Source organism: Mesorhizobium sp. M7A.F.Ca.MR.148.00.0.0 (assembly GCF_003997735.1).
Lineage (GTDB): Bacteria > Pseudomonadota > Alphaproteobacteria > Rhizobiales > Rhizobiaceae > Mesorhizobium.
In genome coordinates, this window is record NZ_RZTB01000032.1 from 47,881 (window position 1) to 53,977 (window position 6,097).

General features: G+C 64.3%; 6 protein-coding genes. All 6 read left to right on the forward strand.

From position 1 onward, the window contains the following. The coding region (locus tag EOB49_RS37660; protein WP_281060560.1) for a cyanophycin synthetase at positions 1-736 on the forward strand (736 nt) is incomplete at its 5' end. After that, positions 733-2,214 (forward strand): UDP-N-acetylmuramoylalanyl-D-glutamyl-2,6-diaminopimelate--D-alanyl-D-alanine ligase, encoded by a 1,482-nt coding sequence (locus tag EOB49_RS15105; RefSeq protein ID WP_127381424.1) that lies wholly within the window; start codon positions 733-735, stop codon positions 2,212-2,214. The genes EOB49_RS37660 and EOB49_RS15105, both read left to right, overlap by 4 nt. Before the next feature lie 19 nt (positions 2,215-2,233). After that, the gene (gene mraY, locus EOB49_RS15110; RefSeq protein WP_013530954.1) at positions 2,234-3,316 is read left to right on the forward strand and encodes a phospho-N-acetylmuramoyl-pentapeptide-transferase; all 1,083 of its coding nucleotides are present in this window, start codon (positions 2,234-2,236) and stop codon (positions 3,314-3,316) included. Between the two features lie 8 nt (positions 3,317-3,324). After that, a complete protein-coding gene (murD, locus tag EOB49_RS15115; protein ID WP_127381425.1) occupies positions 3,325-4,725 on the forward strand; it encodes a UDP-N-acetylmuramoyl-L-alanine--D-glutamate ligase in 1,401 nt (466 codons plus the stop codon). Next, positions 4,725-5,876, forward strand: a complete 1,152-nt coding sequence (gene ftsW / locus EOB49_RS15120) for a putative lipid II flippase FtsW (protein ID WP_127270939.1) — start codon at positions 4,725-4,727, stop codon at positions 5,874-5,876. The genes murD and ftsW overlap by 1 nt, the downstream gene beginning before the upstream one ends. A 1-nt stretch (position 5,877) precedes the next feature. Beyond that, the coding region (locus tag EOB49_RS37665) for a glycosyltransferase (RefSeq protein ID WP_245472718.1) at positions 5,878-6,097 on the forward strand (220 nt) is incomplete at its 3' end.

The window sequence follows — 6,097 nt, forward strand, 5'->3', positions numbered from 1 at the left end:
GGCACCGACTTTTCAGGCGGCGCGGGCCGCCGGGCTCGAAGTGCTGACCGTTGGCCGCCATGGCGATTTCCTCAGGCTGAAGCGGGTCGAGCACGAGCGCCATCGCCAGCGGGCCGAGGTCGAGGCCGATGGCGTGCTCTACGAGATCGACCTGCCGCTGGCCGGTGATTTCCAGATTTCGAATGCGCTGGTTTCGGCGGGTCTTGCCATTTCCACGGGAACACCTGTAGCCAAGGCATTGTTGGGGTTGGAGAAATTGAAGGGCGCCCCGGGCCGGCTCGACCTCGTCGGCACCACCGGCAATGGCGCGCCGGTCTATGTCGATTATGCCCACAAGCCCGACGCGCTCGAAAACGTGCTGGCCTCGGTGCGCCCATTCACGACCGGCCGCGTCATCGTCGTGTTCGGCTGCGGCGGCGACCGGGACCGGGGAAAAAGACCGATCATGGGCGAGATTGCGACGCGGCTTGCAGATGTTGTCATCGTCACCGACGACAATCCGCGCTCCGAAGTGCCGGAAACGATCCGCGCCGCTATTTTGGCCGCCGCCCCCGGCGCCATCGAGATCGGCGACCGGCGCCAGGCGATCCACGAGGCGGTCGCCATGCTGCATGCCGGCGACACGCTGATCGTGGCCGGCAAGGGCCACGAGGAAGGCCAGGCGATCGGCTCCGAAACCTTGCATTTCTCCGATCACGAGGAAGTTCGCGCGGCGCTTACGGAGCGTGCCGCATGAGCTTGCTGTGGACCTGCGAGGCGCTGGTTGCCGCCATGGACGGGCGGCCGTTGGGGCCGATGCCGGAAGGCATTTCCGGCATTTCGATCGACAGCCGCAGCCTGCAGCCGGGCGACGCCTTCTTCGCCATCAAGGGCGAGGCGATGGACGGCCATGACTTCGCCACCGCCGCCATCAAGGCCGGCGCCGGCGTCCTGGTGGTGGCCGAAGGCAAGCTGCCGTCGCTCGGCCGGCTGACGGCGCCGATTATCGTCGTCGAGGACGTGCTGGTCGCACTGGAAAAGCTTGGAGTTGCGTCGCGCGCCCGCTCGAGCGCGAAAATCATCGCTGTGACCGGTTCGGCCGGCAAGACCACGACCAAGGAAGCACTGCGCCATGTGCTGCAAGCCGTCGGCAAGGTGCACGCCTCGGCGCAGTCCTTCAACAATCACTGGGGCGTGCCGCTGACCTTGGCGCGCATGCCTGATGATTGCGACTATGCCGTATTCGAGATCGGCATGAACCATCCCGACGAAATCCGGCCGCTGGTAAAAATGGTGAGGCCGCATGTCGCCATCGTCACCATGATCGCGGCCGCGCATCTCGGTTTTTTCCGCAATCTCGACGAGATTGCCAAGGCCAAGGCCGAGATTTTCGAAGGGCTGGAGCCCGAGGGCGCCGTCGTCCTCAACCGCGACGATGCGCGCTTCAAGCTGCTCGACAAGATGGCCCATGCCGCCGGTGTCGAGCACGTCTACGGCTTCGGCGAGAATGCGCGCTCTACCTTCAAGCTCACCAAATGCGAACTGCATGCGGATCATTCCGACATCATCGCCAGGATCGGCGGCCACGAAGTGACGGCGCGGATCGGCGCGCCCGGCCGCCATATGGTGCAGAACGTGCTGGCGGTGCTGGGTGCTGCGCATCTGGTCGGCGCCGATCTCGACAAGGTGGCTTCAGCACTGGCCGATCTCTCTGCCGAGCGCGGGCGCGGCAAGCGCCATGTGCTGCGCCATCCCGGTGGCTCGACTTCGAGCCACCCAGGTGGCTCGACTTCGAGCTACCCAGGTGGACTGATCACGCTGATCGACGAAAGCTACAACGCCAATCCGGCATCGATGGCTGCTGCCATGGCATTGCTCAACGCGACGCCTGTGACGGGCGAGGGCCGCCGCATCGCCGTGCTCGGCGACATGCTCGAACTCGGCGACCATTCGGCCAAGCTGCATGCAGCCCTTGCCGATCTCATCGTCGGCACGGGCACGCAGACCGTCTTTCTCGGCGGCCCGGAAATGCGGGTGCTGGCAGAAGCGCTGCCGGCTGAGATCAAGACGGAATACCGCGCCGGTGTCGAGGAGCTGAAGCCGGTGCTGCTTGCCGCGCTGAGGCCGGGCGACGTGGTGATGATCAAATCGTCGAAGGGCATCGGTTTTGCAAAGCTGGTCGATGCGCTGCTGGGCAAATTCCCGGCTGAATCGACAGCCAGAAAACAGACCTAGGTCGGGGGACGAAAAGCGCATGTTCACACTGCTCGTCGATTTTGCGGACAAGGTCTCGGTCTTCAATGTCTTCCGCTACATCACCTTCCGCACCGGCGGGGCGCTGATCACGTCGGCGCTGATCGTCTTCATCTTCGGGCCGACCATCATCAATTCGCTGCGGCTGCGGCAAGGCAAGGGCCAGCCGATCCGCGCCGACGGACCGCAGACGCATTTCAAGAAGGCCGGCACGCCGACCATGGGCGGGCTGATGATCCTGTCGGGCATTATCGGCTCGTCGCTTTTGTGGGCCAACCTGTCGAGCATCTATGTCTGGGTGGTGCTGCTGGTGACGTTGGGCTTCGGCTCGATCGGCTTCTACGACGACTATTTGAAGGTGACGAAACAGTCACATCTCGGCTTTTCCGGCAAGGCAAGGCTGGCGCTTGAATTCGTTATCGCCGGCATCGCCGCCTGGGTGATCATGCACAATGGTCAGGCGCCGTTCTCTTCGTCGCTGACGTTTCCCTTCGCCAAGGAATTCATCGTCAATCTCGGCTGGTTTTTCATTCCGTTCTCCTGCTTCGTCATCGTCGGAGCAGGCAATGCTGTGAACCTCACCGACGGTCTGGACGGGCTGGCGATCGTGCCGATCATGATCGCGGCGGCCTCCTTCGGCGTCATCGCCTATCTCTCCGGCAACGCCGTGTTCGCCGAATATCTGCAGATACATTTCGTGCCCGGCACCGGTGAACTGGCGGTCGTGCTCGGCGCTGTCATCGGCGCCGGCCTCGGCTTCCTCTGGTTCAACGCGCCGCCGGCGGCGATCTTCATGGGTGACACCGGATCGTTGGCCATGGGCGGCCTGATCGGCACCGTCGCGGTCGCCACCAAGCACGAGATCGTGCTGGTCATCGTCGGCGGATTGTTCGTAGTGGAAATCCTGTCAGTCATCATCCAGGTCGGCTACTTCAAGATGACCGGCAAGCGGGTGTTCCTGATGGCGCCGATCCACCATCATTTCGAAAAGCTCGGCTGGACCGAAAGCCAGGTGGTGATCCGCTTCTGGATCATCGCCGTCATCCTGGCGCTGGTCGGCCTGTCGACCCTCAAGCTGAGATAGGAAGCCCTTTGATCCCCGCCGCATCCTTTTCAGGCAAGCGCGTTTCGCTCTTCGGGCTCGGTGGCTCGGGGATTGCGACGGCGCGCGCGCTGATAGAGGGCGGCGCGGACGTGCTGGCCTGGGACGACAATCCCGAAAGCGTTGCCAAGGCCGCTATTGCCGGTATCGCGACCGCTGATTTGCGCGGCGCCGACTGGGCGAAATTCTCGGATTTCGTGCTGTCGCCGGGCGTCCCGCTGACGCATCCCAAGCCGCATTGGACGGTGGAGCTGGCGCGCGGTTCAGGCGTCGAGATCATCGGCGATATCGAGCTTTTCTGCCGCGAGCGGATGCTGAGCGCGCCGACGGCGCCTTTCATCGCCATCACCGGCACCAACGGCAAGTCGACGACAACCGCGCTGACCGCGCATATCCTGAAAGCCGCGGGACGCGACACCCAGATGGGCGGCAATATCGGCCGCGCGGTGATGACGCTCGATCCGCCCGAGCCCGATCGGCACTATGTGGTCGAATGCTCGTCTTACCAGATCGACCTCGCGCCCTCGATCAATCCGACGGCGGGCATCCTGCTTAACCTGACGCCCGATCATCTCGACCGCCACGGCACCATGCAGCACTACGCCGCGATCAAGGAGCGGCTGGTAGCCGGCAGCGAGACGGCGATCGTCGGCATCGACGATTCCTGGTGCGCGCAGATCGCCGAGCGGCTGGAGCGGGCGGGGCGGCATGTCACCCGCATTTCCAAGCGCCTGCCACTGACGGACGGCTATTTCGCCGATGGCACCAATCTGATGGAAGCGGTGCACGGCCGTTACAGCCGCGTCGCCTTCCTCGAAGGCATCGGCTCGCTGCGCGGCCAGCACAATGCCCAGAACGCGCTGGCGGCGGTCGCCGCCTGCCTCAAGGTCGGACTGGAGCTTGGCGAAATCCAGTCCGGGCTGGAAAGCTTTCCCGGCCTCGCGCATCGCATGGAGCAAGTCGGTCGCAAGGACCATGTGCTGTTCATCAACGATTCCAAGGCGACCAATGCCGATGCGGCAGCACCCGCGCTATCCAGCTTTACGCGCATCTACTGGATCGCCGGCGGCCTGCCCAAGGAAGGCGGCATCGAGCCGTTGCGCGGCTTCTTTCCGCGCATCGCCAAGGCCTATCTGATTGGCGAGGCGGCGCCGGCCTTTTCGGCGACGCTGGGCGAGGCAGTTCCCTACGAGATCTCAGGCACGCTGGCCGCCGCGGTCGAGCACGCCGCGCATGATGCGGCCAAGGACGACAGCGGCGAGGCGGTGGTGCTGCTGTCGCCGGCCTGCGCCAGTTTCGACCAGTTCAAGAATTTCGAAGTCCGCGGCGAAGCCTTCAGGCAAGCTGCGAATGCTATCGAGGGTGTGAAACCCATCGGAGGGGCACGATAATGCAAAGCCGTCTCGACAAAAGCCCGGTGGCAACCTGGTGGTGGACGATCGATCGCTGGTTCCTGGCGGCGTTCCTGTCGCTGATGGGGCTCGGCATCGTCTTGTCCTTCGCCGCCAGTCCGGCGGTGGCCGAACGCATCGGCCTCGACAGTTTCCACTTTGCCACCAGGCAGATCATCTTCACCGTGCCGGCGCTCGGCGTGATGCTGGCCGTTTCCTTCCTGGATTCCAGGCAGATCCGGCGCATGGCGCTGGTCATTCTGTGCCTGATGCTGGTGCTGATGGTGGCGGTGCTCTACATCGGCGTGGAGGTGAAGGGCGCGCGCCGCTGGGTGTCGCTTGCCGGCCTGTCGATCCAGCCGTCGGAATTCCTGAAGCCCGCCTTCGTCATCATGTGCGCCTGGCTGTTCGCCGAGCACAAGCGCCAGCCTGACATTCCGGGCAATCTGTTCGCCATGCTGCTGCTGGTGCTGGTCGTATCGCTGCTGGTGGCGCAACCGGACCTCGGCCAGACCATGCTGACGACCGGCACCTGGGGCATCATGTTCTTTATGGCCGGGCTGCCCTGGCTGTGGATCGTCGCGCTGGGTGCGGCCGGCGTCGGCGGCGTCTTTGCCGCCTATACGGTGTTCCCGCACGTTGCCCTGCGCATCGACAAGTTCCTCACCGGCGAGGGCGACACGTTCCAGGTCGACATGGGGCGCGAAGCGCTGATCAATGGCGGCTGGTTCGGAGTCGGACCGGGCGAGGGCACCGTCAAGCGCGTCATCCCCGACAGCCATGCCGACTTCGTCTTCTCGGTCGCGGGCGAAGAGTTCGGGCTGATCATGTGCTTCTTCATCATGTCGATCTTCGCCTTCATCGTGCTGCGCGGCCTCAACACGGCGCTGAAGGAGCATGACGATTTCACCCGCTATGCGGTCGGCGGCCTCGTCACCGTGTTCGGCCTGCAAGCTGTCATCAACATGTGCGTCAACCTCCAGCTTGTGCCGGCCAAGGGCATGACGCTGCCGTTCATCTCCTATGGCGGCTCCTCGCAGATCGCCATCGCCATCTCGATGGGCATGGTGCTGGCGCTGACACGCAAGCGGCCGGAAAAGCGCAAGCAGGTGGGCTTTGGCCTGTCGCAACGCGCCGTGCCGGCGGAGTGATATGGCCAGAGGCGTCATCCTTCTCGCAGCAGGCGGCACCGGTGGGCATCTTTTCCCGGCCGAGGCGCTGGCGCACGAGCTGAACGAGCGCGGCTGGTCGGTGCATCTGGCAACCGACGACCGTGCGGAGCGTTTCGCCGGCCATTTTCCGGCCGCCGCCATCCACCCGATCCAGTCGGCGACGATGGGCTCGAAAAACCCTTTTGCCCTGCTTGGTGCCT